General features: G+C 61.1%; 21 protein-coding genes and 1 pseudogene. 4 read left to right on the forward strand and 18 right to left on the reverse strand.

Annotated elements, in window-relative coordinates; genetic code table 11:
* From P3T17_RS16925 to P3T17_RS16960, 8 genes are all read right to left on the reverse strand, one after another.
* A complete protein-coding gene (locus P3T17_RS16925) occupies positions 1 to 2,151 on the reverse strand; it encodes a tetratricopeptide repeat protein (protein WP_429408034.1) in 2,151 nt (716 codons plus the stop codon).
* A 326-nt stretch (positions 2,152 to 2,477) separates the two neighbouring features.
* On the reverse strand, positions 2,478 to 3,173 hold the full coding sequence (locus P3T17_RS16930) for a head GIN domain-containing protein (protein ID WP_074268977.1): 696 nt from the start codon (positions 3,171 to 3,173) through the stop codon (positions 2,478 to 2,480).
* A gap of 239 nt (positions 3,174 to 3,412) precedes the next feature.
* Positions 3,413 to 4,315: a hypothetical protein gene (locus P3T17_RS16935; protein ID WP_429408036.1), complete on the reverse strand. Its 903-nt coding sequence runs from the start codon at positions 4,313 to 4,315 to the stop codon at positions 3,413 to 3,415.
* A gap of 97 nt (positions 4,316 to 4,412) precedes the next feature.
* Positions 4,413 to 4,922 (reverse strand): GNAT family N-acetyltransferase, encoded by a 510-nt coding sequence (locus tag P3T17_RS16940; protein WP_083611746.1) that lies wholly within the window; start codon positions 4,920 to 4,922, stop codon positions 4,413 to 4,415.
* A gap of 8 nt (positions 4,923 to 4,930) precedes the next feature.
* A complete protein-coding gene (locus P3T17_RS16945) occupies positions 4,931 to 5,446 on the reverse strand; it encodes an N-acetyltransferase family protein (RefSeq protein ID WP_429408038.1) in 516 nt (171 codons plus the stop codon).
* 35 nt (positions 5,447 to 5,481) lie between these two features.
* Complete coding sequence (locus tag P3T17_RS16950; RefSeq protein ID WP_429408040.1) at positions 5,482 to 5,949, reverse strand: TIGR02594 family protein; 468 nt, start codon at positions 5,947 to 5,949, stop codon at positions 5,482 to 5,484.
* A gap of 64 nt (positions 5,950 to 6,013) precedes the next feature.
* Entirely contained in the window at positions 6,014 to 8,992 is a 2,979-nt protein-coding gene (locus tag P3T17_RS16955) for a putative bifunctional diguanylate cyclase/phosphodiesterase (protein WP_429408042.1), read from the reverse strand.
* Between the two features lie 115 nt (positions 8,993 to 9,107).
* The gene (locus tag P3T17_RS16960) at positions 9,108 to 9,881 is read right to left on the reverse strand and encodes an N-acyl amino acid synthase FeeM domain-containing protein (protein ID WP_429285892.1); all 774 of its coding nucleotides are present in this window, start codon (positions 9,879 to 9,881) and stop codon (positions 9,108 to 9,110) included.
* A 316-nt stretch (positions 9,882 to 10,197) separates the two neighbouring features.
* On the opposite strand from P3T17_RS16960, the gene P3T17_RS16965 reads away from it, so the two are divergent.
* On the forward strand, positions 10,198 to 11,499 hold the full coding sequence (locus tag P3T17_RS16965; protein WP_429408044.1) for an MFS transporter: 1,302 nt from the start codon (positions 10,198 to 10,200) through the stop codon (positions 11,497 to 11,499).
* A 208-nt stretch (positions 11,500 to 11,707) separates the two neighbouring features.
* Positions 11,708 to 12,064 carry a hypothetical protein gene (locus P3T17_RS16970; protein WP_074268982.1) on the forward strand — a complete coding sequence of 119 codons (357 nt, stop codon included), beginning with the start codon at positions 11,708 to 11,710 and terminating at the stop codon, positions 12,062 to 12,064.
* A 3-nt stretch (positions 12,065 to 12,067) separates the two neighbouring features.
* Here the strand turns inward: P3T17_RS16970 and P3T17_RS16975 are convergent, their stop codons facing one another.
* The 8 genes from P3T17_RS16975 to deoC all read right to left on the reverse strand — a co-directional run bounded on the left by P3T17_RS16975 (position 12,068) and on the right by deoC (position 21,902).
* Entirely contained in the window at positions 12,068 to 13,102 is a 1,035-nt protein-coding gene (locus P3T17_RS16975; protein ID WP_429408046.1) for an ABC transporter permease, read from the reverse strand.
* A gap of 35 nt (positions 13,103 to 13,137) precedes the next feature.
* Entirely contained in the window at positions 13,138 to 14,670 is a 1,533-nt protein-coding gene (locus tag P3T17_RS16980; RefSeq protein WP_074268984.1) for a sugar ABC transporter ATP-binding protein, read from the reverse strand.
* Positions 14,671 to 14,749: 79 nt separating this feature from the next.
* Complete coding sequence (locus tag P3T17_RS16985) at positions 14,750 to 15,754, reverse strand: substrate-binding domain-containing protein (RefSeq protein ID WP_074268985.1); 1,005 nt, start codon at positions 15,752 to 15,754, stop codon at positions 14,750 to 14,752.
* 116 nt (positions 15,755 to 15,870) lie between these two features.
* Positions 15,871 to 16,899 carry an ABC transporter permease gene (locus P3T17_RS16990; protein ID WP_429408048.1) on the reverse strand — a complete coding sequence of 343 codons (1,029 nt, stop codon included), beginning with the start codon at positions 16,897 to 16,899 and terminating at the stop codon, positions 15,871 to 15,873.
* A 93-nt stretch (positions 16,900 to 16,992) separates the two neighbouring features.
* Positions 16,993 to 17,955 carry a ribokinase gene (rbsK, locus tag P3T17_RS16995; RefSeq protein ID WP_429408050.1) on the reverse strand — a complete coding sequence of 321 codons (963 nt, stop codon included), beginning with the start codon at positions 17,953 to 17,955 and terminating at the stop codon, positions 16,993 to 16,995.
* The gene (locus P3T17_RS17000) at positions 17,952 to 18,431 is read right to left on the reverse strand and encodes an RbsD/FucU family protein (protein ID WP_074268988.1); all 480 of its coding nucleotides are present in this window, start codon (positions 18,429 to 18,431) and stop codon (positions 17,952 to 17,954) included. The genes rbsK (P3T17_RS16995) and P3T17_RS17000 overlap by 4 nt, the downstream gene beginning before the upstream one ends.
* Before the next feature lie 50 nt (positions 18,432 to 18,481).
* Positions 18,482 to 20,878 carry an aldehyde dehydrogenase family protein gene (locus P3T17_RS17005; protein WP_429408051.1) on the reverse strand — a complete coding sequence of 799 codons (2,397 nt, stop codon included), beginning with the start codon at positions 20,876 to 20,878 and terminating at the stop codon, positions 18,482 to 18,484.
* A 13-nt stretch (positions 20,879 to 20,891) separates the two neighbouring features.
* Positions 20,892 to 21,902 carry a deoxyribose-phosphate aldolase gene (gene deoC / locus P3T17_RS17010; RefSeq protein WP_074268990.1) on the reverse strand — a complete coding sequence of 337 codons (1,011 nt, stop codon included), beginning with the start codon at positions 21,900 to 21,902 and terminating at the stop codon, positions 20,892 to 20,894.
* A gap of 356 nt (positions 21,903 to 22,258) precedes the next feature.
* On the opposite strand from deoC, the pseudogene zapE reads away from it, so the two are divergent.
* Positions 22,259 to 22,450, forward strand: a pseudogene (gene zapE, locus P3T17_RS17015) (AFG1/ZapE family ATPase); the annotation flags it as partial.
* 137 nt (positions 22,451 to 22,587) lie between these two features.
* Here zapE and P3T17_RS17020 read toward each other — a convergent pair.
* On the reverse strand, positions 22,588 to 22,923 hold the full coding sequence (locus P3T17_RS17020) for a DUF2322 family protein (protein WP_429408052.1): 336 nt from the start codon (positions 22,921 to 22,923) through the stop codon (positions 22,588 to 22,590).
* A 137-nt stretch (positions 22,924 to 23,060) separates the two neighbouring features.
* Between P3T17_RS17020 and bla the strand changes: the two genes are divergently transcribed.
* Positions 23,061 to 23,933, forward strand: a complete 873-nt coding sequence (bla, locus tag P3T17_RS17025; RefSeq protein WP_429408053.1) for a class A beta-lactamase — start codon at positions 23,061 to 23,063, stop codon at positions 23,931 to 23,933.
* A 103-nt stretch (positions 23,934 to 24,036) separates the two neighbouring features.
* Here the strand turns inward: bla and rbsK (P3T17_RS17030) are convergent, their stop codons facing one another.
* Positions 24,037 to 24,969: a ribokinase gene (gene rbsK / locus P3T17_RS17030; RefSeq protein WP_429285899.1), complete on the reverse strand. Its 933-nt coding sequence runs from the start codon at positions 24,967 to 24,969 to the stop codon at positions 24,037 to 24,039.
* Positions 24,970 to 25,004 lie beyond the last annotated feature (35 nt).

The following is a 25,004-nucleotide window of genomic DNA, read 5'->3' on the forward strand; positions in this document are numbered from 1 at the left end:
TCAGCTTTCCAAAGCAAGCGGCGCCGCGAATTCCACCATACACGCTTCACGAACGCGCTCGACCACCGCGGGCCAGCTTTCGCTTGCCGCTTGCCGGAACAGTCGCACCGTGTGCGGATACCACGGCGAGTCGCTGCGTTCATGCATCCACCGCCAGTCGATACCGTGCCCTGGCAGCATGATCCAGCAAGGCTTGCCCATCGAGGCAGCCAGGTGACCAATCGACGTATCGACGCAGATCACCAGATCGAGCTGCGCAATGATCGCAGCGCTATCGGCCAGATCCGCTACTTCCGAGCCAAGATGCAGCAGTGGCTGCCCATCTGGAGGACACTGCGCCTCGTCTTCGGCCTGTCCTTTCTGCAGGCTCACGAACTGGACATCCGGCACACTCCATAGCGGCGCCAGCGTACTCAACGACGGTAGTGACCGGTTGGCGTCATTGTGATGTCGCGGGTTGCCTTTCCACACCAGCCCAACCTTGTGCCCTGCAGGCAGCGCCGCGAGCCGCGAGCGCCACTGATCGAGAAGCGGCTCGGCGAGCTTCAGGTGACCGGCAGGCGGAATGGTGTCCGGGGTGGTATGCAGATGCAGCGGCGCACTGAGCAGGCTGGTCCAGCGGTCGAATCCGGACGCCAGCCGCAACGCGCCTTGATGGTCGAGCACCGCATCGACACCCTCCACCGCAGCCATCAGGCGGTGCAGCGGGGCCATGCAGACAACCGTAATCGTGGCCGCGCCCCGCGCCTTGAGGAGCGGAAGATAGCGGCTGAACTGCAGAATGTCGCCGAGGCCATCCTCTTGCCAGATCAACAACGACTTGCCGGCGAGATCATCGCCACGCCAGTGCTGACAGGGCAACATCGCGACAGTCTTCGGGTGGATATAGTCCGGCTTCTGATAGCGGGACTCGTAAAGCCGCCAGCCCTCTTCGAACGCACCGGTGCTGAGCAACAGTGTCGCGAGAGCGAATTTCGCATCGGCATAGTCTGGGCGGATCGCGATCGCCTGCCGGTATGCTGCTTCGGCTTCCTCTAGCCGATTGAGCTCCTTCCGGACGTTGCCAAGGTTGTAATGGGCCTCGACGACATTGGGACGCAGCGCGATCGCCTGCTGGTATGCAACAGCAGCTTCCGACCAGCGCTCGAGTACCTGGAGGACACTGCCCAGGTTGTTATGCGCTTCGACACCGTTCGGATTGATGTGCAGCGCCTCGCGATAAACCGCCTCCGCATCGGCGAGCCGATTCATCCCGTGCAGCACGATGCCAAGGTTGTAGCACGCCTCCGCGTAATCGGGACGCAGCGCTAGCGCCTGCCGGTAGCAAGCCTCGGCTTCGGGCAGCTTTTTGAGGTCGGCCATTACGGTGCCGAGATTGTTGTGCGCCTCGGCGTAGCCCGGACGGATCGTCACGGCCAGCCGGCAGGCGAGTTCCGCTTCGGATAGCCGCGTGAGCAGCTTGAGCACGCTGCCCAGGTTATTGAGCGCCTCGGGATACTGAGGGCGGATCGTCAGCGCCTGACGGTAAGCCTGATCCGCCTCGGGCAAGCGACCCAGTTCCTTGAGCACGTTGCCCAGGTTGTTGTGCGTCTCGGCAGAACCGGGCCGCAACGCCAGCGATTGCCGGTAAGCGGCCTCTGCCTCATGCAAACGGCGCAGCTCGTAGAGGACGATGCCCAGGTTGTAGTGCGCCTCCGCGTAATCGGGACGTACGGCGAGCGCCTGCCGGTAGGCCGCCTCTGCGTCAGGCAGACGCTTGAGACCACACAGCACTGCACCAAGGTTGTTATACGCCTGGGCCTGATCGGGGCGGATGGCCACGACGCTGCGGAACATTGCCTCCGCTTCTGACAGGCGGCCAAGCCCCTTCAGCAACATGCCGAGGTTGTTGTAGCCATCTGCGAAATCGGGCTTTAGCGCGATCGACTCGCGCCAGTAAGTCTCCGCTTCGGTGGACCGGTTCAGACCGTGCGCCGCGATTGCGGCGACGCTAAGTGTTCCGACGAGTATGGGTACGGCGACGCTGGCACGCGCTTCAAGGATAGGTTGTACCAATGCCAGCGCCTCGGCGAATTTCCCGGTGGAACAGAGCATAGCCGCGGACTGTACGGTTTCTGCATGGGAGGGCGCGAGCGTCGATGCCGGAGTCATGAATAGGGGTTGCCGATGTCAGCGTCTGTAAGGTCAGGGAAAGCGATTTGCTAGCAGCAGGTTCAACGCGCACGTGTCGTGCGGATGCGCCCACTGCTGACGGAACGCCCCAAACGCAGGTTAAGGCAATTGAGGCTAATGCGATGGGAGGAAATGAACGTGTTGGAGCACGTTATTCAGGGGATGGGGGTATAGAGGACCGCACGGCTGAGTCTGCAGTTGCTCCAGTGCGGTACCCACAGACACCTTACGCCTGTAAGGCCTATGCAGGAGTGGAGACGGTCTGTCCGCATGGTCCGGCGGAGGCGATCCGCACTACCCGATAGCTATTCGAAATGCACATCCCCGGAGCCGGTCCGGTTCACTATTTTCGTTGGTGGATTGCCAACAACCCGAACGTCACCGGATCCCGTTAGAGAGACGATTGCCGTGTTCGCCGCATATCCGCGCAAATCGCCGGAGCCCCTCATACTCGCATTTAGCGTTTTTGCATGGACCGAACGCGCGTCTACTCCGCCCGAGCCTTTGATCGAGACATTGACCGTGGCGACCTGGCCCGACGCCACGATCGAGCCAGAACCGGAGACGTCGAGGTTCAGAGAATCGCCGCTGAGACCTGAAGCATTCAGCGATCCCGAACCGGACAGACTCACCGCAAGCAGCGACGGACCGGTAACCGTCACCTTGATCGGCCTCCTCAGCATCACCGAATCCGTAAGCTGGATAGTCAATACATTGTCTTTCACGGTCGTAAGCACCAGTGGCACGACATCGGCCGGACCGGAAACCGTAACGGACGTATTCGCGCCGGTAGAAAAAGTCACATCCACGGGCGCACGCAAGTCAATGCCCGAAAACTTGCCGGGCTGGCGCGCTTCCGACTTATCTGCGCCTGCGCCGGGGGACACCGCTACCGGTGAATCGACACGCATGATGGCGCCGTTGTTGCTCTGGGCTAGCGCAACACTGGCGAGGATGCTGCCAGCCGCTACGACGGCCAGGCGAACGATGGACGGTCTCATAGTTCTCCCGATCAGTTCAGTCAAGTCAAGCCGGTCTAAAGCAGCTCCGGTTGCAGATCATGCACCTCACGAGCCGGTCGCGTCAAACCACTAGACGCTTGAGATTTCGACGGCCTATGAGAAGCGAAGCAGTGTGCAGGCCTAACGATCGCTGCGCAGCAGACCGTAGAGCGCGCTGTCCGGCACTTCGCCGCCGACAATCCAGCGCTCGGCAAGCGGATGGAGAGCAGCGCTTACCCTCATCCGAGCATGCTGTATAGCGGCTTAGCTTTGCCGGCGAACCAGTCCTTCAGCGACTCGTCGTCCCAACCTTCCGCTATCGCAGCCGCTTGCCGAAGCCACCCCGCGCCCTCCTCTTGCCGCTCAAGTCCGAAAAGCGCTTGCGCCGACTCAAGCATCAGGAAGGCACGATCGACGTCTTCGCTGCCATGGGTTTCAATCAGCTGCCTGCCGCGCTCCGCCGCTTCAAGTGCCTTTGCGAATTCGCCAAGACGATTGAATACCAGCGCACAAAGGTAATCCGCCCGCTCGTGGTTGACCCACGTTCCCGCGCGATGCCAAAGCTCGCGCGCGGCAAACGCTCCGTCTTTCATCGCCTCTCGAACCTGAGACTGCGCTAGCGTTTCATCATCCAGTTCGAGCAGCGCGGAGACGATGTTGTTCAGGCTTGCCGCCACGAGCGCGTCGGCATCCTTTGTTTCGTCCCATTGTCTGACCGCTGCCACTACGGTCTGCAAGGCAATGGCTGCGTCGACCGCGCGCTCGCGTATCGGCAAGAAGCTGAGCGCTGCTGCGCGCACGACCATCGTGGCCTGATCCGGTCGCAATCCGTGCTGTGTCATCCGGCGCTCCAACTTGAGGCCAGTCAGAAGATCGCCGCTGAGATGTGCCGCCACCGCCGCATTGCGCAATGCGGCGAGGGGTACGGTTTCATGAGCCGAGGATGCTTTGACAATCAGCTCGTACGCCTCGCTCCAGCGTTGATATTTTTCGCCAATCACGTGAACGCAAAGCCACGAGAAGCGCCCTAGCTGATCGGCAGGCACTGGCGACTGAGCGATGTGCCTAAGCTGGCCGGCGGCAGCTTCGGGTTCGTCGTCGTGGTTCTGCATTAGCAGGCTGAGTTCGTCTGCGACCGTCATTGTGCGTATTCCCTTGTTGGCAATCGGAACATTCAAACAGCGTGGCACTTGTGGTGTTTAACGGCGGGAGCTGGCCGGCGCATCGCGTGGGTTGCCCTTACGCGTCAATCACCTTGAGCATTTGCAGGCAGGGATTACTCGGCGCCCAAAGCTCGGGGAACACTTCGATGGACATAAAACCCTGCCGTTCGTAAAAGCCGCGCGTCAATGCATAGTGAGGATTTGCGCTAGTGGCCGCGATTGTCTTCACCTGCAAAAAGCGCGCGCCGCGCTCGGCAAGCCAATGCTCGACATGCTTCAAAAGCTGCTTGCCGTGGCCCTTGCCTCTCGCGTCAGCGTGCACAGCTACACAGTGAATTTCCCAAGCTTGCGGGAAATGCTCGCGTAACGTCAAGAAGCCGATAATCCTGTCTGCTTCGTGGAGTACAAAGGTAGGCAGCGTTGCCGTGTCACGGACATACTGCACCAAAGATTCTTCGATTCCGAACCATTCCGGCACGCTGCGCAAGATGGCTTCACACGCAGCTTGCACATTGTCTTTCGGACCTTCTATATGCGTGTTGAATTGATCAGGCTTTGACAAAGGACGGCTCATGCGATTGTTCATTCATTCGATCAGTCAGCCAAAGCGCGATGGTAACGAAGTTCAACAAGCGACGCACCACCGATTTGCGTTGACTTGCTCGAACCATCATGAACAAAGCCCAGCTTTCGGTAAGCCGCTATCGCGCGATGATTCTCCGCCAATACCCAAAGCGCCACGTGCTCATATCCCGCGTCTCGCAGCTGCATCTTTACTGCATCGCTCAAGCGCCGGCCCACTCCTTTGCCCCACCACGACGGCAACACATAGAAGGCTTCCACTTCGGCCCATTGACTGTCCTTGTCCTCATCGCGGCTACGGCCAAACGCGATCCAGCCGACGAGCACGTGGCCGGTGTGCGCAAGCAACACGCGGATGCGCCCATTTCCAAGCGCCTTCTGCCATCCAGCGGTGCGCCCTGCGACGGTCAGGTCGTTTAGAAACTGCTCCGGAATGATTCCGATGTAAGCGGCCTGCCATGTCGCCACGTGGACCGTCGCGATCGCCTCGGCATCTTCGAGATTTGCTTCGCGCACTTCAATCGACATCGATACGGTTTCCTGATTATTTGCAGCGGTCCAAATTATCTAAAGACACCGCCCGCTGGCCAGCGATAACCCAACACCGACTCACGCGGATAGGCGTTTTCGCAGACGCGACCCAACTGGTTGCCGCCCCACAGGTAAACGTTTTGCGCATCCTCGCGCAAGAAAAAGCCAACATGCCCTTTCCAGCTATCGGGCTCGTCACGATACAGCACGGCAACGCATCCTAAAGCCGGTTGCCCGAGCGCCTCACCCCACTCAAGCCACGAACGGGCTAATGCCGATCCAGTCCCAGCGATGTCAAGTTGCGCCAGACACCAGTTCACGAACGACGAGCACCATGAGGCTTTATCGTCATAGCCGCGAATATTCGTGTGCCAATGGTATTCGGTGATGCGTGGATTGCTTTGTCCCAGCGGATACTGGGCCACGCCAGTTTCCCCGCGGGCGACGGCAAGCCAGGGTGGCCCCACGCCCGCATCGGGTTGGTATTGAAGATCGTCCATGGATCAAATTGCAAAGGAAACGACGCCTACCCTACACTTGCGTGCCCGCTCAATGCAAGTCCGCTCAATGCAAGCCGGCTCGCACGCGAATTTCATATTCTTCTTCGATACGCGGCGCGGGTTCGAGCAGGCTATTGACGAAATCTTGAGTGGCGGGATCTTCGATGAAGCTCGCGGCCGAACCGGCAGTCAGAATCGCGGCGCTTTCCTGCGGTCTCGCGATAACATACCCCTGCACGTAGTCCACGCCGATCTCTTTCAGCGCGCGCAGCGTATCGGCATCTTCCACCCACTCGGCAATGCTGCGCATGCCGAGGTTTCGCGCAAGCGCGACGATCGCCTCCACAATCGCCGTATCCGCAGGATGCGCGCACATCGTACGAATGAACTCACCGTCGATTTTCAACGCGTCGGCCGAGAGATCCTTCAGATACTTGAACGATGTATAGCCTGCGCCAAAATCATCGAGCGCAATCTTGCCGCCCATATCGTGGACGCGAGCAATAAAGCGCTGTGTATTCTCAAGATCGTGCAGCGCCACGCTTTCGGTGATTTCGAGGCACAGGTAGCGAACAATCGGGCGATAGCGTGCGAACAGCGCAAAGATGTCTTCCATGAACTGCTCGTCGTTGAGCGAGCCGCCGCTCAGATTGACGCAGACAAAACGCGTCTTCGACAACGCATGCCGGTTGGTCTCGATCCAGTCGAGCACAGTAGCAAGCACCCATTTGTCGATGGCCGCAATGTTGCCGGACTCTTCCGCCGCCACGATCACCTTGCCGGCCGGCAGCGTCGTACCATCCGGCGCGCGCCAGCGAAGCAGCACTTCGAAATCGAGCGAAGCGGTCGGCGCGGCGAGCGACATGATCGGTTGCATCACCAGGAACAGACCAGGCGGCAGGCGGTTTTGACCCAGCGTCTCGACCAGCATCAGTTCCTTGGCGCGTTCCTCGAAGGCGGCCGCGCCCTTGCGATACGTGACGAGATGCCCGTGTGCCACGTTCTTCGCCTCACGGCACGCACCGTCTGCGTTGGATAGCGCGTCCTGCACGCGTACGCCGTGCGAGCACTCCACCAGTCCGATCGACGCCTTGACCTGAAACGCGCAATTGCCTACCTGATACGGCGCGGCACTGAGCACGGTGACCAGCTCGCGGCATTGCTCGATCGCATCGTCGATACCCGTATTGCTCATCACACAGATAAACTCGTCGCCACCGATCCGTCCCACCGAATAATCGGACCTCACCACCGAACGGGTACGCGCTGCAACCTGCTTGAGCACCTCGTCACCGGCGCGGTGACCAAACAGATCGTTGACGAGCTTGAAGCGGTCAAGATCGATATACGCGAGCGCCCACGGTGCGTTTTCGTCGCTTTGTTCGGCGATGGCCCGCTCGACTCCGCGGCGATTCAGCGAGGCGGTTAGCGGATCGTGCTCCGCGAGAAAATGCAGCCGCTCGATAGCCTTCGAGCGCTCCGTCACGTCCTGCAACGATGCTTCGATCCAGCCGTTCGAATGCGTGGCCTTGAGCGAATAGCGCCGCTCAGCCGTGCCGGTTTCGAGCGAGCCGCCCAGTTCGAGTTCGGCCTCACTGCCCTTCTGCGCCAGCGCCTGCAATGAACCCCAGGCGCCCGGTTCGAAATAGTCCTTCCAGTGACGGTCCCTGTATTCGCCCTTGCGCATATCGAGCATCGCACGCAGCGCGGGATTGGCCCGCACGAAACGTCCGTTCTCATCCAGGGTGAAGAGACCGATCGGCGCAACATCATAGGTATTGCGCAACTCCGTCTGCATGCGGCGGCGGCGCTCGCGATCGGCGCGCATCTGCTCCGCAATCGCGAATGCAGCCATCATGCTCGACGACAGCGCTGCGATCACGGGATTCACGCCGCCAAACAGCAGCTTGATGCCGAACGCCGCACCCAGCACCTCGGAGAAGATCGAAAACAGCACGACCGCCATCGACGCCACGTACCACAGCACAGTACGCGAACGCGTTGTCCACACCAGCCGCGCAAGCAGGAAAATCAGCACGACCATGCCCAGGCTGCTGAGCGCCCACAGCACCGGGATGAACTGCGCATAGCGCAGCGTGGCGGCTGCCACGAGCATCAGAAGACCGTTGTATTGCACGATCCGCAGCATCCAGCGAAAGCCTTCTCCTTTCAGCTCGCGGCGGAACAGTTGGCCGAATAAAGCTACCGTGAGCATGTAGTACACGGCGAAGGTGGCCTGACGCAGCAACTGCATGTGATCGGGCGGAATGATGCGGCCGATCCATTCCATGTCCCAGCCCATGGCATTCGCACAGAGCCGCAGATTGCCGACGAGCCAGGCCGCGAAAATCACATACGTCCATTCACGATTGATCAGCGCGGTCACGAAGACGAACACAGCCAGCGTCAACAGACCGCCCGCGATCAAAGCCGAGTTTTCCTGGAAGTCGAGCGCTGAACGATCGAGGTCGTGCGCGCTCCAGGCAAGTGCGTTCAGATACGCAGGACCCGAAAATGTCCCGCGGCACAAGACAGCACTTGGGGCAGACACCGGCGCGTCGACGGCGAGCTCGAACCCAGCCTTGATGGGGCTGATCTTGCCGCTGACACCCCGGCGATCACCTTGCCCAAGCGGCGCCAAAGTCGATGCGTTCCAGCACGCGATTGTCTGCGCGTGGCGAGACGGAAATTCAATCAGCGTGGGCTGCCCCGATTTGATGACGGGTACATCGAACAGAAACCAGAAAGGGGTTTCGGCGAGCCGCGTGCTGTAGCGCCGCGTAGAAGGCGCCCGCAGTTGCCCGCTCAGGGCTTGCAGCGCCTCGGCCGGCGTAAGCGAACTGGTCTTGTCAGGGACGACATGAAGATTCACAACAAGCGAGCCGTTCGACTCGAATTGTCTTGGCGCCCACAGAAAAGCGACGACCGTCGCGGCCGCGATGAGTCCCGGCACGAGATACACCGAGAATGCGAACAGCAGCCAGTCGATGAACGACCCCGCACGCATGTACCTCGATCGCGAGAAGAAAGTCGCCAATTCCATACCTGGAATTCCCCTAGTGCGGCAGCGCTTCTATTTGGGCAATGACAGAGCCTGAATGGCTCTGCCATCGCCACACTCCATTAGTTGGCCTGCCGGATGGCCGGACTATGTTGTTTTAGCTACTTTGAGCAATTTGCGAAGCCTCCAGGCATCCTACCGTTTCTCGCGCAAAAGATAAATCTACCGGGGATAAATCGATGTCCGGGTGGTGTGTTTCAAACACGTACTGGAACAGCGGGTGCTGAACCGCCGCCCATCGCTGGCGAGCTACCGCCACGGGCTTGGCCAAAACCCGGTGAGGTAATCCGCCTACATGCGCCATTGGCAAAAACTGATTTTTTGCGAAAACGTCGTCGAAAAGCATGGCTTCGTATTCGCGATCCAATGGAGTGCGCGCAGTAATCACCATCCAGTCGATCTGCTGTTGCTGGCAATATAAAAACAATGCCTTGCACAACCCGATCTTTACCATCCGTCCCATTACCCCGCCGGCCACTCCCAGCCGGGTCGCCTCCGCCATGCGGGTACCCTGCAACCAGTCCGGCAATTCAACTGATTGCTCGACCGCCAGTGGTGCAAACTGGTTGGTCTGGATGCGCATGGTCCCGAGTGGGCCCCCGTCCAGCTTCGATTCCGCGAGAAGCACGGCCGTGCCGGCCGCGTAATCGCCTATTTCTATCGTCATTTGGCGGGCGAAGTCAGGCAGATGCCTGCTGTAAGCCATTTGGCGCATTTCGACAGCTTTTTGAAGGGATTCTTCGTCCGCGACGATTCGAATGGTAAACGGCATTCTTTCGGTTTTTTTCACCGGCAGGTTCAAATCTACCGAGTCGGCGGCCCGTCCGTTGTGCGATTCGGAAATTAATACTGCAGGATTGAGTCGATCCATTTTGTAACCCCAATTGAGCGATAAGAGAAGAAATCGCCGCACTGGGCACGCCATATATCCGTGCTTCAGCACGACAAACTAGACTCTCATGAACTCAAATTTACGTGTGAGTCCTATCTAATCTTTCTGGGTAACTTACTGAATTGCCTTACCGGCGGGCGATCCGCGCGAAAGCCGAAGCGAGGCGCAAACGTTATCGTCCGATTGCTGCACGATGAGCGCGAGCGGGATCATCGGACTTGCACTAAACTTGGCGGCTTTTTAGCAATGCGGCGGCGCATGCAAGGCGTCGGATCCGCAACCGACTTCGCAATCAATGAACCCTCAGCCCGCAGAGCCCCCCGCAGATTCGAACCCCACTCCCTCCAGCGAATCACGCGCCGCGACAACCGGCGCTACGCTGCAAAGCTTGCCGCGCAGCAGGCCCTTTCAGCGCTTCTGGTGCACCCGCGTCCTTTCTTCGCTCTCCTTCCAGATGTTGGCAGTTGCCATGGGCTGGCACATCTATGCCATCACACATAGCGCCTTCGCGCTTGGCCTGCTCGGTCTTGCGCAATTTCTGCCGATGTTCACGCTAACCCTCGTGGTCGGCCACGTCGCCGACCGCTACGACCGCCGGCGCATCGCCGCCGTCTGTCAAAGCATCGAAGCCGCTGCTGCGTTGCTGTTTGTGTTGGGCACCTTTGGCGGATGGCTGGGCGCACCTGTTATCTATGCGCTCGCTGCTTGCGTCGGCGCGGCGCGCGCCTTCGAATCACCCGCGGTGTCTTCGTTGTTGCCGGGCGTCGTGCCTCGCGCCCAACTGCCCCAGGCGACCGCATGGGCAACCTCGGCCGGCCAGACCGCGCAAATCGTCGGCCCGGCGTTGGGCGGCCTGCTGTATGGCGTTGGCCCTGGGTTTGCGTACATCGTCTGTACGTTCACGTTTGCATTGGCGGCGGCGATGGTCTGGGGTATTCCGTTGCAGGCGAAGCCAACCACGCGCGCACCCGTTACCCTCGAGTCCGTCTTTTCAGGCATCGCTTTTATCCGCCAGCAACCAGTCATTCTCGGCGCGCTGTCTCTCGATTTATTCGCGGTCCTGTTTGGCGGTGCGACCGCGCTGCTGCCGATCTTCGCGCGCGACATCCTGCATGCCGGACCGCTCGGACTCGGTCTGTTGCGCTCGGCGTCCGCCATCGGGGCGTTGAGCGGCACCATCTGGCTCGCGCATTTTCCACTGCGTAATCGGCCAGGGGCGGCCATGTTCGGCGGCGTGATTGCGTTCGGCGTGGCGACCATCGTGTTCGGCCTCTCGCATCAATTTCTCCTTTCGTGGCTCGCGCTGGCGGCGCTCGGTGCATCGGACGTGATCAGCGTGGTCGTGCGCAGCTCCTTAGTGCAACTACGCACACCGGACGGGATGCTTGGACGCGTGAGCGCGGTCAACGCGCTGTTTATCGGCTCATCGAATCAGCTCGGCGAATTCGAGTCCGGATTGACCGCCGGATGGTGGGGTGCGCAACCTGCCGTGCTGGTGGGAGGCGTCGCCACCATCGCGGTTGCCCTGCTCTGGATGAGGTTATTTCCAGCCCTGCGAAAGGTGCAATCACTCAAGCACGAAGAGGTCAGTTCGTAAGATCTGCCAGGAAAATATCTGTTGCGCATACGCAACGTCAAGCGGCAGCGAGTCGGCGTTCCGCGACGGGTCAATTTTACCGATCCAATATGTGGCAGGAAAAAATGCCCGTCGCGCAGGTACAGCAACCTTTGCGATCGCACCTTTCTTCAGAACCTCAGTCAAACTTTTTAGCATTGGTCCGAGACTGACGCGAACAGGAGGAGACATGCAGACTGCTCACCACTCTCATCACTTTCATCTCGAGCTACGCCACGCAACGGTACCCACCTACGTGACCAGCTATCTCTTTCCGATCCTGCTGCTTGCCTACGAGGCGTACCGGGTCGGGCGATGGATCTACGATTACGGCATGAACTTCGCGAACTTCAAGTACATGGGCTATGAATTCCTGCTCATGCTGACGTTCGTGGGCCTGCAGATTTTCGTCGAAGTGGTGTTTCTGGCCTGTGCGGGCATCACCCGCCACCCGGACTTCGAGCACCGGGTCGCCAATGTTCTAACGGGTATCGGTTGCTCGCTCGTGGTGATCGGTTTCGATCTGGCGTTGCAGCACGCGTTTTAACGCTCAGGACTTTCGCTGCAGAGCGAACAGTGTGCCGGCGATCAGGATGAACGCGCCGATGATCACTTTTTGCCACGTGCTGGGCACGCCGATGAGGATCAGTACGTTGTTGATCAGCGTGACCAGCACGACGCCCAGCAGCGTGCCGACCACGGTGCCCGTGCCGCCGGTAATGCGTGCGCCGCCGAGAATCACCGCGGCGATCACATCGAGCTCGGAGCCGACCAGGTCGAATGGGTTTGCGAGCCGGTTATTCGACACGTGCAAGATCCCCGCGATGCCCGCCAACATGCCCGTATAGCCGAACACGAACAGGTGGATCGCGCGTACGTTGTAGCCGAGGCGCTCCGCAATCGCGAGGCTGCCACCCATCGCATAGACACCGCGGCCCATCATGGTCCGGTTCAGCAGCCACCAGGTCACCACGGCCGCCAGCACCAGCGCCAGCACCGAAACCGGCAGCACTGCGCGCAAACCGTCCGCCGTCTGATAGAAAAACAGCGGGATGCGCCCAAAGCGATCCATGCTGTGCGGGATGTTCATGAAGAACGTCGTGCCGATGAAAGTCAGCAGGATGCCGCGATACAGATATTGCGTGCCGATCGTGACGATCAGCGAAGGCGCTTTGAGCCGGTGCACGAGCATGCCGTTGATCAGGCCAAGTAGTGTGCCGCCCACTGCGCCGGTGATCAGGATCAACGCAAACGGCTCATCGGGCCACCATGCGAACACGGCCTTGGTGATCCCATACATCGTCAGCGCACCAATCGCCGTGAACGACACGTCGATGCCGCCCGAGGCCAGCACGACCAGCGTGCCAAGCGCAAACAGCGAGACCGTGGTCGCCGAATGCAACGTGTCGAATAGCGTCGCAAACTGGAAGAAGCGCGGATTGATCGCGCCCACGACGACGCACATCACCACGATCAGCCCGAAGGTGAACCACTCAGGGTTACGCGCCAGTTTGGCCCGCAAGCCAAGCGGTTTGACCTGCGGGGCAATTTCGACGACGGATGGTGTGGTCATGGTCTGGTTCATGCGCGGGTTCATGCGTGTAACGTCCCTAACGTCCTTTAAGCGGCTTCCGACAGCAGCGCGTGGTACAGGTCGGCTTCTTTCATCTGGTCGGCCTGGTATTCGTTCGCGACGCGTCCCTTCTTCATCATCAGTATGCGATCGCAGTTCTGCAGCAGTTCGGGCAGGTCGTCGCTGATCAGGATAATGCCAATGCCGCGCTGCGACAGCCGCTGCATGATGCGGTAGATGATGTCCTTGGAGCCGACGTCCACGCCCACGGTCGGGCCGTGCAGGATCAGCACGCGCGGATCGATGGCGAGCCAGCGGCCAATCAGCACGCGTTGCTGATTACCGCCCGAGAGCGACTGCACTGGCTTGTCGACATCGGGCGTGGCGATCTGCAATTCCTTGACGGTCTCCACGGCGAGCGCCTGCGCCCGGGCGCGGTCGATCTGGCCGAAGCGGTCGCGCAGGCCGGAAATCATCGCGGTGATTACGTTGTCGCGAATCGGCTTGTCGAGAAAGAGCCCTTCATTCAGGCGGTCTTCCGGCACATAGCCGATACGGTGATCTTTCGCCTCCGAGGGCGTACGCAATGTAATGCGCTTGCCGTCGAGCACGACCTCGCCATGCTGCGCAGGCGCCACGCCGGCCAGGGCTCGCGCCAGTTCGTTGCGGCCCGAATCCAGCAGCCCCGTCACGCCGAGAATCTCGCCGCGATGAAGTGCAAACGACACATCGGCGAATTGCCCGGTGCGGGTAAGGCCGCTCACATCCAGCACGACCTCTGCACCAAAACCGCCTTCGCGGTAACGCTCGCTCGACAGATGCCGGCCCGTCATCAATTCGCTGATCTGCGCCTTGGTGTAGTTCGTGATCGGCCCTTGCGCCATGGTCTGGCCGTCGCGCAGCACGATCACTTCACCGCCGATTGCATAGCATTCGTCGAGCTTGTGGCTGACGAACAGAACCGTCACACCCTGCGCACGCAGATTGGTTAGCACTGCAATCAGGTTGTCGACTTCCTTTTGCGTCAACGAAGTCGTAGGCTCGTCCATGATGACGAACTTCGCCTCGCTCGCAATGGCTCGCGCAATGGCCACGAGCTGGCGCGTCGCGAGCGGCAGCTGTTCGATCAGAGTTGCCTGGAAATCCGCATCGCCCGGCAGACCGACCGACTCGAGCGCGCGCGCAGCCGTCTTCGCCAGGGCACGCCGGTCGAAGGTGCGGGCCAGACGGCCGTTATGCGTGGCCAGCTCCGAGGTCAGCGCAACGTTTTCGACCACGCTCATATTCGGCAGCAGGGAGAGATCCTGGTACACCGTCTCGATCCCGGCCGCGAGCGATTCGAGCGCCGAGAGGCGCGCATGCGACACGCCCTCGATAATGAGCTCGCCTTCATCGGGCGGCTGCGCGCCTGAGATAATCTTGATCAACGTGCTCTTGCCGCAGCCGTTCTCGCCGAGCAGATGATAGATCTGCCCACGCTGGAACGACAGGCTCACGCCACGCAATGCGTGCACGCCGGTAAAGCGCTTGTGCACGCCAACAACCTGCAGGAACGGCACGGAAGCAGCGTCTGAATTCATATTCCAATCGCAAACTTAAGAAATGCACCCGCACGTGGAACCCACGCGCGGGCACACCGTTACAGAGGAATCTACAAGCTTAGAACGAGTAGTTCTTGTAGTTCGACTTGTCGACGTCAACCCAACCCTGGCCGCGCACGATGATGCCCTTGCCCGGACCCTTGGTGACGGTCACCTTGGTGTAGCCCGGAATGCCGAGGTTGTCGCCGTCATGCACGGTCTGGCCGTGGATCAGCATCAATGCGATCTTGTTCATCGCAATGCCAGCAAGCTTCGGATCCCAGAACGAAATACCGTTGATGGCGCCGCTTTCCAGGAACTTGCCCGCCTCACCCGGCAGACCCGTGCCGTACACGCAAATCTTGCCCTGCAGACCCGCTTCTTCAACGGCGCGGCCAATGCCGATCACGTCCAGCGATGACGAACCCTGGAAGCCCTTCAGGTCGGGATGCTTGCGCAGCACTTCCTTCGCGACTTCATAGGCGCGCTCGCCGTCGTTATTGGTTTCGAGCTTCGGCTCGACCAGATCCATCTTCGGATACTTGGCCTTCGCGTTGCCGATCCCGCCGTCGGCCCACTGCACCTGCGAGCGGCTGCCGAGCGAGCCCACCAGCACGGCCCATTTGCCTTCGTCGTGCATGCACGAGGCCAGGTGTTCGTTCAGGTTGGCGCCATAGGCCGTGTTATCGAATGCTTCGATGTCGACCATGGTGTTCTTTTCATTGTCGGCCTCGTGCGTGACCACCTTGATGCCGCGGTCCATCGCCTTCTTCAGCACGGGTTCGAGCGTCGGCGGATCGTACGGCACCACTGCCAGGGCATCGACCTTCTTGGCGACCAGGTCTTCAATGATCTTTAGTTGCTGTGCTGCGTCCGCCTGGCCCGGGCCGGTCTGATAGGCCGTGACACCGGGGTTGTCTTTCGCGAACTCCTTGACGCCTTCGTCCATCCGGTTGAACCAGTTGATGCCGGTCACCTTCACCACTGTCACGATCGTGACATTATTCGCCGCCTGCGCTGCAGCGATCACGCCTACCGTGAGGACACCCGCGGCGATCGCGGCGCTCAATCGAGTCAGTTTCATACCAAGTCTCCATTTTTCTTTCGATGTCGCCCTGCTTCACGGTTGCGGACATCCAGGGCCCCGATGTACGCCGTGTACTAAACCTTGCCTATGTGCCGATGCTCACGCTGAGCTCACTAACGCCGCGTGGACGGATCGGATCGCGTGAAGCCGAAGATCGCGCTGACCCGCTCGCCGCCACCAAACGCCAGCGACAGCAGCAACAGAAAACCCCATGCGCAGTCGCCGAAGAATTGCGACACGCCCAGCAGATTGAAAAGGCTCGCGAGGAACTGCAGCACCGTCGCCGCGAAAAACACGGAGATAATGCGGCCGCGGCCGCCAGCGGGATTCACGCCGCCCATCACCGCGATCAGGATCGAGATCAGCAGATACGAATTGCCGTAGTCCCACTTCGCGCTCGACGTGTGAGTGGCGCTGATCAGGCCGGCGAGCGATGCCAGCACGCCGCACATCGTGTAAGTCACGATCAGCATGCGGTCGCGCGGAATCCCGGCGTAGAAAGCCGCCTTGGGGTTGGTGCCCATCAGATACAGCCGCAAGCCGAACGGACTGCGCTTAAGCAGCCAGCCGAGCACGATGATTGCGGCGATGAAGATGACGAACGAGACCGGCACCTGGAACCACGTGCCGTTACCGATATCCGAGAGCTGATCGACATACTCGACCGGCACCGAGGCGCCGTTGCTCAACACGACCGCAATGCCGGTGAACAGCAACTGGGTGCCGAGCGTGCAAAGAATGGGGGTGAGCCGCAGCTTCGCAATCACGATGCCGTTCAGCAGGCCGCCGAGCAGTCCCATGACGACCGTGATCACACAGAAGACCGCTGTGTAGGCGACGGGCGAGGCATCGCTGCTGATGAGCTTCGGCAACGCCAGCGCGGCAACCATGCCCGACAGATTGGCGAGGCCGACGCCCGACAGGTCGATACCGCCGTTGCCGGAGATCATCGAGAGCATGATGCCGAGCGCGAGCAGACCGAGCTCGGGCAACTGGCTGCCCATCGACTGCAGATTGTCGATGTCCACGAACTGGCCGTGCGACAGGCCTGTGGCCACCAGCACGACAAGCACGTTGACGATCAGCAGGAAATTCAACTGCCGGTCGGAGAACAGTTTTCCAACAGCGAACGAGGACTTCATGGTGAAGACAGACTCCTTCAAACTGCATCGGACTTCAGTGAGCCTTTGAAGCGCGTCTAAAGCGGCCTCAAAATGCACCTTTGGTACGCAGGCTTATTGCGCAGACGCCGGTTGGCCCGACTGACTCAATACCTGATTCACTTCGCTCAAGGTCGGCATGGACGGCGCCGTACCGGGCCGCGTGACGGAGATGCCAGCCAGCGCACAGCCGAAGCGCATCGCTTCCACGGGATCGGCGCCGCGTGCCAGCGCAGCTGCAAAGCCGCCCGTGAAGCCGTCGCCTGCGCCAGCCGTTTCCACGACACGGCCGCACTGGAACGCCGGCACGAGTACCGATTGCGTGGCCGAGTGCAGCAACGCACCCGCTTCGCCCAATGTGACGATCACGGTGCCGACGCCTTTAGCCAGCAGAACGTCAGCGGCACGACGCGCGTCGTCGGCGTTCTGGATCGGCACGCCCGTCAACGCGGCGGCTTCCGTTTCGTTCGGCGTGATGTAGTCGCACAGCGGGAAAATATCGTCGTCGAGCGGTAACGCGGGCGCCGGGTTGAACACGGTGGTGACGCCGTGCCGGCGCGCCACTTCGAGACCGCGGCGCGCGGCAGAGATCGGCTGCTCCAGTTGCGTCACGAACACCTGCGCAGCGGCAATATCCGCTTCAATCGCGTCGACGTCGCTCGCGTTCATCGTGCCCGCAGCACCGGAAGCGACGATGATCGCGTTACGGCCGTCGGTCTCGTCGACAAAAATATGCGCCGCTCCCGTCGACACGCCCTCTACGGCAGTCGCGCGTGCCGTGATGCCTTCGGCAGCCCACGTCGAGCGGGCGATCGCGCCGAACGCATCGTTGCCGAGGCGCGTGCAGAACACCACTTGTGCGCCAGCGCGCGCCGCCGCAACCGCCTGATTCGAGCCCTTGCCGCCCGGGCCCATCGCAAAGGACGAGCCCGCGATGGTTTCGCCGATCAGCGGCATACGTTCGGCGCGGAAAGTCAGATCGGTCACATAGATGCCGAGAATGACAACGCGCCCATTCGCCTGGGACTGCGTACTCATTTGCTGCGCTCCGTCGCACTGGGCGCGTCCGGCGCCAGCAACACACCCTTCTTGAACACAAAGCAGCCGTACCCACGCTGCTCGCCGGTCGCGATCACGCAATACGCCTGCTTCGCCCGCTCATAGAAAGCGAAGCGTTCAATCGAGGCAAATGGCACATCGCGCCCTTCGGCGGCGTTCACTTCAGCTTGCGCCTCGCGTTGCACGGCAGGAATCGTGTTCGGCTCGCCGACCACTTCCATGCGCAGCGCCGGATCGTCGACGAAGCTATCGAGCGGCATGACAGACAGCACCGCGCGAACCGCGCTCGCCGCATCCGCGCCGTCGAAGCGCAGCAGTTTGCCCAGCACCGTTTCACGCGCAACGGAATCGCCGGGGAAATTCGCATCGCAAATCACCACTTCGTCGCCGTGGCCCATCGCGCGCAGCGCGTACAGCACATCGGCGTTCAACAGCGGGTCCAGATTCTTCAGCACAGTGTCTTCTCCATGTTCTAGCGGACTGCCATCGGATCAGCGTTCGACGGTCAGTCTCCGTAAGGTATCCAGATGTTCTTCACTTGCACCGCCTGACGCAGCCAAGCCGGGCCTTCTGTCGAGCGGTCGAACCAGTCGAACTCGCGGCCATGATCGACAAAGGTGCGCTTCAGGTTACCCACCGAGGCGCGCTCAACCAGTGCCGAATCCGCCGCACTGCCGAAGCACCAGAGCGCATCGACGTCATCGTGCTTGGCCAGCGCAGGCAGCAACGCAGCGCGCTCGCCGGTGACAATGTTCAGCACGCCGGCAGGTATATCCGATGTCTCGACCACCTGATACAGATCCGTCGCCGTCAACGGGTTCGATTCGCTCGGCAGTACCACCACGCGGTTGCCCATCGCCAGCGTCGGCCCCACCAGCGAGACGAAAGCCAACAGCGGTGCCTCGTCGGGACAGGCAATGCCGATCACGCCAAGCGGCTCGTGCATTGCCAGCGCGACACCACGCAACGGCGGAGTATGCACCGCGCCGTCGAACTTGTCCGCCCACGCGGCATAGGTGAAGAGCCGCGTCACCGCCGCTTCGACTTCCGCATGCGCGGCGGCTAGCTCAACGCCGGTGCGCGCCACCAGTTGCCGTGCGAATTCGTCGCCCCGCACCGTGAGATTCTCGGCGAGGTAGTACAGGACCTGGGCGCGATTATGCGTACTGGCCTGCGACCACTTCCCTGCACCGCGCGCCGCCTCGACAGCATTGCGAATGTCCTTGCGATTACCCTCGCCCACCTCGCCGACAATCGCGCCGTCTGCACCATAGACGGGCAGCGAATAACCGCCGTCTGGCCGCACCTGCTTGCCGCCAATGAACAGCTTGGCAGTGCGATCGATCGGCGTGACGTTTGCCACCGCGGCAAGCGACGGGTCCGTTGCGGCGCGCTCATTCGCAACTCGTGCAGGACGTTCAACGAGCTTAAGCCACGCACGCGGCTTCAGATATTCGTAAATGCCCTCGCGGCCGCCTTCACGACCATAACCGGACTCGCGATAACCGCCAAAGCCGACCGCGGCATCGAACAGATTGGTTGCGTTGACCCACACAACACCCGCTTGCAGGCGCGGCGCGATATCGAGCGCACGGCCAATCGTTTCGCTCCACACGCTCGCGGCCAATCCATAGCGCGTGTTGTTGGCAAGCGCGACCGCTTCGTCCGGCGTGCGGAAGCTCATCGTCACCAGAACGGGGCCGAAGATCTCTTCCTGAGCGAGCGTCGAAGCAGGAGCAACACCTGTTACGAGTGTGGGCGGGTAATAGCAACCCTGACCCGGCACGGCGGCGTCCGGCGATTGCCATACCGAGCAGCCTTCCAGACGGCCCGCTTCCAAGAGCGACTGAATTCGCTCGAGCTGCACCGGATCGACGATCGCGCCCATATCGATGCTCTTGTCGAGCGACGAACCCACGCGCAGCGTTTCCATGCGCCGCTTCAGCTTGTCGATGAAGCGCGCTTCAATGCCCTCTTGCACCAGCAGACGTGAACCGGCGCAGCAGACCTGCCCCTGGTTGAACCAGATGGCGTCCACGACGCCTTCGACTGCACCGTCGAGGTCGGCATCGTCGAACACGATGAACGGCGACTTGCCACCAAGTTCGAGCGTCAGCGATTTACCGGAGCCGGCCGTCACCGAGCGAATCTGCCGGCCGACTTCAGTCGAGCCGGTAAACGCGAGCTTGTCCACATCAGGATGTTCGACGAGCGCAGCGCCAGTGCGGCCATCGCCGGTCACAACATTCAGCACACCCGCAGGCAAACCGGCGCGATGCGCCAGCTCCGCAAACAATAAGGCCGTGAGCGGCGTGTATTCTGCAGGTTTCAGCACAACACAATTTCCGGTTGCGATAGCCGGCGCAATCTTCCACGCGAGCATCAGCAGCGGGAAATTCCATGGCACGATCTGACCGACTACGCCCAGCGGCGCAAAATCGGCAAACTCGCTGTCCTGCAGTTGCGCCCACCCGGCGTGATGCAGGAAGTGACGCGCGACCAGCGGCACGTCGATGTCGCGCGTCTCGCGAATCGGCTTGCCGTTGTCTAGCGCTTCAAGCACGGCGAACAGACGGCTATGCCGTTGCACCATACGCGCTAGCGCATACAAATGACGCGCGCGTCCAGCGCCACCGAGCGTTAGCCAGGCAGGCTGCGCGGCGCGTGCGGCAGCAACCGCCGCGTCGACATCAGCCGCATCGCCTTGAGCGATTTGCGCAAGCAACTCGCCCGTGGCAGGTTCGCGCGATTCGAAGCGCTCGCCCGAAGCCGGTGCATGCCATGCCCCGCCGATAAAATGCCCGAAGCTCGCCTCGTGCTGCGCAAGCCACGCGCGCGCAGGCTGATCGTCCTCGGGTGCGGGACCGTACTCCATCGAAGAAAAATATTCGGCTACGCTCATGGGATCGGTCTGCTCAGGCTACGGGGTGACGATTGAAGGAGGAATAACGGCCGCTCACGTGATGTTCGAGCTGGCGTTCAATATCCGCGAGAAGACTCGACGCGCCGACACGGAACAGTTCCGGCTCGAGCCACGCACGCCCCAGTTCCTCTTTCATCAGGATCTGATACGTGAGCACGGATTTCGCACTGGACACACCGCCCGCCGGCTTGAAACCGATCAGGATGCCGGTACGCTCGTAGTAATCACGGATCATGCGCACCATCACCAGCGACACGTCGAGCGTCGCATTCACGCCTTCCTTGCCGGTTGAAGTCTTGATGAAATCGGCGCCCGCCATCATGCAGATCATCGAAGCGCGCGCCACATTCGAGAGCGTGCGGATATCGCCGGTGGCGAGAATCGCTTTCAGATGCGCCGGACCGCAGGCCGCACGGAAATCGCGCACCTCGTTGTAAAGCGCTTGCCAGTTGCCCGTAAGCACATGCTCGCGCGTGACGACGATGTCGATCTCTTGCGCGCCATCGGCCACCGAGGCTTCGATCTCTTTCAGTTTGAGCGGATGCGGAATGAGGCCTGCCGGAAAGCCGGTGGACACTGCCGCAACGGGGATGCCGCTGCCCTGCAATGCATCGACCGCAGCGGCCACAAAGCGATGATAGACGCACACCGCGCCGGTCGTGATGGTCTGCGGTGCGATGCCGAGCGCGCTGAGGATATCCGCACGCACCGGCTGCCGCGCTTTTGCGCACAGGCGCCGCACGCGGCCTTCGGTGTCATCGCCACTCAGCGTGGTCAGGTCGATGCAGGTGACCGCCTTCAATAGCCACGCGGCCTGCGCATCTTTCTTGACGGTGCGCCGCGTGCCGAGCGTAGCGGTGCGCCGCTCGACTGCAGACTGATTCACGCGCAGGCCGTCGAGCCAGGCGGCGTCGAACGGCACGCCGGGATTACGTTCGGGATGTACGGCCACGCCGCGCCGAAGCGCGATGACCGAGGAAGACGAAGATGGAGCTTCAGGCATGGGTCGTCCGTGATTTTGTGCAGTGCACAGCAACCAGTGATGGTTTATTCGCAACCATCGTACATCGAATGATAGGATCGTAACAAGCTTCGTTACGATCATTTCCTCATATCGTGTTTGTGGAACTGGCGCGCATCGGCAACCGCCGGGTCGTCACGGGTTTGGCCATCGGTATTTCCACTAGGCGCTGTACTGCGAGTGCAGATATCGTTGAGCCCGCAGCGGTGCCTGGTTGGATGACCCCTGTTCGAAAACGACCCTGCTCAAAACGTGGAGTTGCAGCACGATGATTGACGAAGCTCGCGTCGTGAGCGCCCTGGCGGCGCGCGCGGTCGTGCCGGATGACAGCCAGCGCCGCGGTCTCGCGGCAATGGCTCGACGGCGTCGAGCTGCTGTGCTTCGATGAATTCCACGTGCACGATATCGCCGATGCATTTCTGATCGGCCGCTTTCTCGAGATCGCACTTGAACTGGGCACGCGCATCGTGCTGACGTCGAACTCCGCGCCGCAGGGTCTGCTGCCGAATCCGGAATTTCATGAGCGCTTCGATCTGTCGCGCACGCTGAGCCGGTTAGCCGAAATGCAATCGCGAACCTATCTGAATCTTTTCGATAGCCCTGCGGCAGCGTCCGAGATGACGACATCTCTCACCTGAGCGATGCCGCCTGTTCTACGGTTGCGCGCTCAGGCCGCGGCGGCAACCACCTCGATGCGCAACGCCTCTCCTCCCGCCGCAATGACAAGCAGACGGTCGACGTTGGGATGTGCACCCGGACGATTACGGGCGTCGGACGTATGCTCCGCGAATACTGCCATGCCGTGCTCGGCTGCCTTGGCATCCAGCGCGCCGAATACCTGCTGCAGATAGTGGTAAACGGCGACCGAACCCTGCTTGCCAGGCTTGTTCTCAATGCTCGCCACCACGGCACCCTTGCCGTCCAGCAGATCGATACGCTCGATGCCGTCGATCGAAGGCAGTTGAGCCAGATTGTCCTTGAATACGTTACTCGGTTGAATCACTGAAAGGGCTCCATCGGTTAGATAGTGAACGTTGCGGCGGTATCTTATCCGATAGGATTCTGCACAACGCGCAAGCTCGCCCGGCGACCGGTTCGCAGAATGCGCACCAGAAAACTTCTAACTATCAGGACGATTCTTTGCCCATCTCTATCACGCGTCGGCGCCTGGCTCTCGGGCTACCGTTCCTGCTCGGCAGCGGGCTCACCACTCAGCTTTACGCAGCCACCAACCCCATCAGCAACATCGAACGCCGCCGCGGCGGACGCCTTGGTGTGTTCGCTATCGATACCGGCTCCGGCCGAACGCTCGCTTACCGGGCCGACGAACGTTTCCTGATGTGCAGCACCTTCAAGGGACTTCTCGCCGCGCAGGTGCTCGCACGCGTGGACGCGGGCAAGGAGAATCTGGACCGCCTCGTGCATTACACGGAGAAGGACCTGATCTTCACGTCCCCCGTGACGAAGGCCAATGTCGCGCAAGGCGCCATGTCGGTCCGCGCGATGTGTCAGGCCATCGTCGAGGTCAGCGACAACACAGCGGCGACCCTGTTGATGAGAGACGCTGGCGGACCTCCCGCGCTGACCCAATTTGTTAGAAGCCTCGGCGACACCGTCACGCGTTCGGATCGCTATGAACCCGACTCCAATCAATACAGCGGCGCGCGCGATACCACGACGCCGAAAGCGATCACGAAATCAGTCGGCAAGATACTCCTGGGCAATGTGTTGAGCGCGCAGTCGCGTCAACAACTTGAAAGCTGGATGATCGATTGCGAGCCAGGCCTCGACAGGATCCGCGCGTCGTTGCCGACGGACTGGGTTGCCGCAGACCGGCCGGGAACCAGCGTCGAAGAAGAAACGAACGACTACGCGATCGTGCGGCCACCGGGACGTGCGCCTCTACTTGTCGCGGCCTATTACGATGCACCGTATGTCGACATGGACGGCCGTGAAGCCGTCATGCGCGAGGTCGGTGCCGCGTTTGTCGACTGGGCCAAGCGCAGTGCGTAATGAGAGCCGGCCTGCGCAATCGGCATTGCTATCACAGCAATACGATCGGCAGCGCAGGCCGTCTCAGCTATTTGACGTCGAAATTTTTAAAGAACGATCCGCTTCAGCCCGCGCTATCCACTTCTGCACGCGTAGGTATCGACGGTTGCGCGCCAGCGCGCGTGACCGAAATCGAGGCAGCCCGTTGCGCCAGACTGATCGCGCCTTCAAGCGGCTGCCGCGCGGCAATTTGCGCGGCAAATACACCAATAAACGTATCCCCAGCAGCAGTCGTATCGACTGCCTGAACCTGCGGCGCAGGGAAGTGCGTCCCTTCTCCACCTTCGAGCAAAAGATAGGCGCCTTGTGAGCCAAGCGTCACGATCACATTGCGCGCGCCGCCACGTTGCAACTCTGTCGCCGCCCTTCTCGCGCCACTCTCCGATTCGACCGGCAGGCCGGCGAGGATTGCGGCTTCGACTTCGTTCGGCACGAGGTAATCGACCAGCGGCAACCATTCAGCCGGCAACGGCCCGGTTGCCGGCGCCGGATTCAGCACCGTGATCTTGCCAAGGCGCCGCGCAAGACTGAGCGTCGCGAAGACCGAATCCCATGGCGTTTCCAGCTGGCAAACCACGACGTCGCAAGCCTTGATTGCAGCCTCGTGACGCGCGACGCTGTCCGGCGTGAGCTGGCCATTGCTGCCCGCAACCACGACGATAGTGTTCTGCCCGTCATCCGAGACCGTCACCATCGCGACACCGGTAGGCTGCGCCGGGTCGACATCAATACCCGCGCAATCGATGCCTTCCGTTTCCAGATCCTTGACGCGCTGCGCGCCGTTGGCATCCTTGCCGACGCATCCGACCATCGCCACACGCGCACCGATGCGCGCTGCCGCCACCGCCTGATTGCCGCCCTTGCCGCCGGCAACCTGAGAAAACTCATGTCCGCTAATGGTCTCGCCCGGCCGCGGCAAATGCGGCGAACGCGCCACGAGGTCGGTATTGATACTGCCCACCACGAGCACCCGGCCCTGCTTCACTTCTTTCGACACTTTCTCTCTCCTGCCGATCATTCGCCGAATGACGG

The organism is Paraburkholderia sp. GAS82 (assembly GCF_050436285.1).
In the GTDB taxonomy this organism is placed as follows: domain Bacteria; phylum Pseudomonadota; class Gammaproteobacteria; order Burkholderiales; family Burkholderiaceae; genus Paraburkholderia; species Paraburkholderia phenazinium_B.

Excerpts from the sequence above, each read along its gene's own strand:
- P3T17_RS16925 (WP_429408034.1), bottom strand. The coding sequence starts at position 2,151 with ATGACTCCGGCATCGACGCTCGCGCCCTCCCATGCAGAAACCGTACAG.
- P3T17_RS16930 (WP_074268977.1), bottom strand. The coding sequence starts at position 3,173 with ATGAGACCGTCCATCGTTCGCCTGGCCGTCGTAGCGGCTGGCAGCATC.
- P3T17_RS16935 (WP_429408036.1), bottom strand. The coding sequence starts at position 4,315 with ATGACGGTCGCAGACGAACTCAGCCTGCTAATGCAGAACCACGACGAC.
- P3T17_RS16940 (WP_083611746.1), bottom strand. The coding sequence starts at position 4,922 with ATGAACAATCGCATGAGCCGTCCTTTGTCAAAGCCTGATCAATTCAAC.
- P3T17_RS16945 (WP_429408038.1), bottom strand. The coding sequence starts at position 5,446 with ATGTCGATTGAAGTGCGCGAAGCAAATCTCGAAGATGCCGAGGCGATC.
- P3T17_RS16950 (WP_429408040.1), bottom strand. The coding sequence starts at position 5,949 with ATGGACGATCTTCAATACCAACCCGATGCGGGCGTGGGGCCACCCTGG.
- P3T17_RS16955 (WP_429408042.1), bottom strand. The coding sequence starts at position 8,992 with ATGGAATTGGCGACTTTCTTCTCGCGATCGAGGTACATGCGTGCGGGG.
- P3T17_RS16960 (WP_429285892.1), bottom strand. The coding sequence starts at position 9,881 with ATGGATCGACTCAATCCTGCAGTATTAATTTCCGAATCGCACAACGGA.
- P3T17_RS16965 (WP_429408044.1), top strand. The coding sequence starts at position 10,198 with ATGAACCCTCAGCCCGCAGAGCCCCCCGCAGATTCGAACCCCACTCCC.
- P3T17_RS16970 (WP_074268982.1), top strand. The coding sequence starts at position 11,708 with ATGCAGACTGCTCACCACTCTCATCACTTTCATCTCGAGCTACGCCAC.
- P3T17_RS16975 (WP_429408046.1), bottom strand. The coding sequence starts at position 13,102 with ATGAACCAGACCATGACCACACCATCCGTCGTCGAAATTGCCCCGCAG.
- P3T17_RS16980 (WP_074268984.1), bottom strand. The coding sequence starts at position 14,670 with ATGAATTCAGACGCTGCTTCCGTGCCGTTCCTGCAGGTTGTTGGCGTG.
- P3T17_RS16985 (WP_074268985.1), bottom strand. The coding sequence starts at position 15,754 with ATGAAACTGACTCGATTGAGCGCCGCGATCGCCGCGGGTGTCCTCACG.
- P3T17_RS16990 (WP_429408048.1), bottom strand. The coding sequence starts at position 16,899 with ATGAAGTCCTCGTTCGCTGTTGGAAAACTGTTCTCCGACCGGCAGTTG.
- rbsK (WP_429408050.1), bottom strand. The coding sequence starts at position 17,955 with ATGAGTACGCAGTCCCAGGCGAATGGGCGCGTTGTCATTCTCGGCATC.
- P3T17_RS17005 (WP_429408051.1), bottom strand. The coding sequence starts at position 20,878 with ATGAGCGTAGCCGAATATTTTTCTTCGATGGAGTACGGTCCCGCACCC.
- deoC (WP_074268990.1), bottom strand. The coding sequence starts at position 21,902 with ATGCCTGAAGCTCCATCTTCGTCTTCCTCGGTCATCGCGCTTCGGCGC.